General features: G+C 56.3%; 2 protein-coding genes. Both read right to left on the bottom strand.

Translation table 11 applies throughout. The features are described 5' to 3' along the window. Positions 1 to 90: 90 nt before the first annotated feature. Positions 91 to 594 (bottom strand): DDE-type integrase/transposase/recombinase, encoded by a 504-nt coding sequence (locus D8M21_RS11430; protein WP_202975628.1) that lies wholly within the window; start codon positions 592 to 594, stop codon positions 91 to 93. Positions 595 to 640: 46 nt separating this feature from the next. Further along, positions 641 to 998: hypothetical protein (locus D8M21_RS11425; RefSeq protein WP_202975627.1), on the bottom strand; the 358-nt coding region annotated here is incomplete at its 5' end.

Here is a 998-nt window from a genome sequence, read left to right as displayed (position 1 = left end):
AGGGTGAATCCGGTGATATTGTTTCGTGATTTTTGTCCATAAAACATCTGGGTCAATCGGCTGCGTCGGTGGCTGGGCATGCGAGATAATCTACCAGGCTTGGGCTGGGGTGATGTGCATCTTGCACCTGAGACGTCCTTGGTGGCGACGGCGTGTGTTGTAGACGTTGCGGTAGGCGACAATCAGCTGTTGGACCTGCGCCAGCGTCGTCGGGTTACGAGCATCCAAAAACCTGGTCAGGGTTTGGTGCGAGCGCTCATCTTTGCCTTGCGTCGTGGGAGCAAAGCCCGCACTTGATTGAACTCCCAGGCTGGCGAGCCAGCGTTCGGTTTGCGACAGCCGGCCGCGATGGTAGGTGGCAAAGGCATCACCGTTGTCAGACAGGACTTCTTGGGGAAGTCCGTAAGCATCAATGGCTCCACTTAGCGTGATGCGGGCATCGGTGCCGTTTTCTGGAGTTCCAAAAGCTTGGGAGCCGACGTCGAAGCGGCTGGCATCGTCGACGACTTGGTAGATAGTCACTTGCGTGTGAGCCACATCGAAGAGTCTGTAGGTAAACGCATCTATCTGCCACAGTTCATTGCCTTCTCTCATGTCAAAGTGCATGTAGGACTTACGCTGTCTTTTCCGTGCATTGATGTCAGCGATGCCAGCCTCGTGCCCCCCTTGTGCGATTACAGCTCGTGACGGTGGTGGGTCGTAGCCGAGTTCGTCGAGGAAGAAATAGAAGGGTGACCATGGGCAGGAAGTCTTGGCCGCGGGCTTTTAACGTACCGCGAGTTTGCAGGACCTGTGGTCGAATCTTGTCATCGTAGACCCGTCGCGGGTTCAGCGGTGCCGTGCGATCCGGCACGATGCCAGCCCGCCCGCGTTCGGCGATACGTGCTTTGATGTTGTAGTACGTCTGCTTCGATACGCCGATGTTCTTGCAGAACTGCTGGACCGTGATGCCCTCACGGATGGGGTCGAAATCCGCTATCTTCTTGCGGAGAGTAATG

Source organism: Kocuria sp. HSID16901, from assembly GCF_003989425.1.
Classification (GTDB): Bacteria; Actinomycetota; Actinomycetes; order Actinomycetales; family Micrococcaceae; genus Rothia; species Rothia massiliensis.
Note: the sequence above shows the minus strand (reverse complement) of the source record. Positions and strands in the feature narration are given on the sequence as shown.

What these genes read in the sequence shown, in the direction of transcription:
- D8M21_RS11430 (WP_202975628.1), bottom strand. Translation starts at nt 594, where the DNA reads ATGAGAGAAGGCAATGAACTGTGGCAGATAGATGCGTTTACCTACAGA.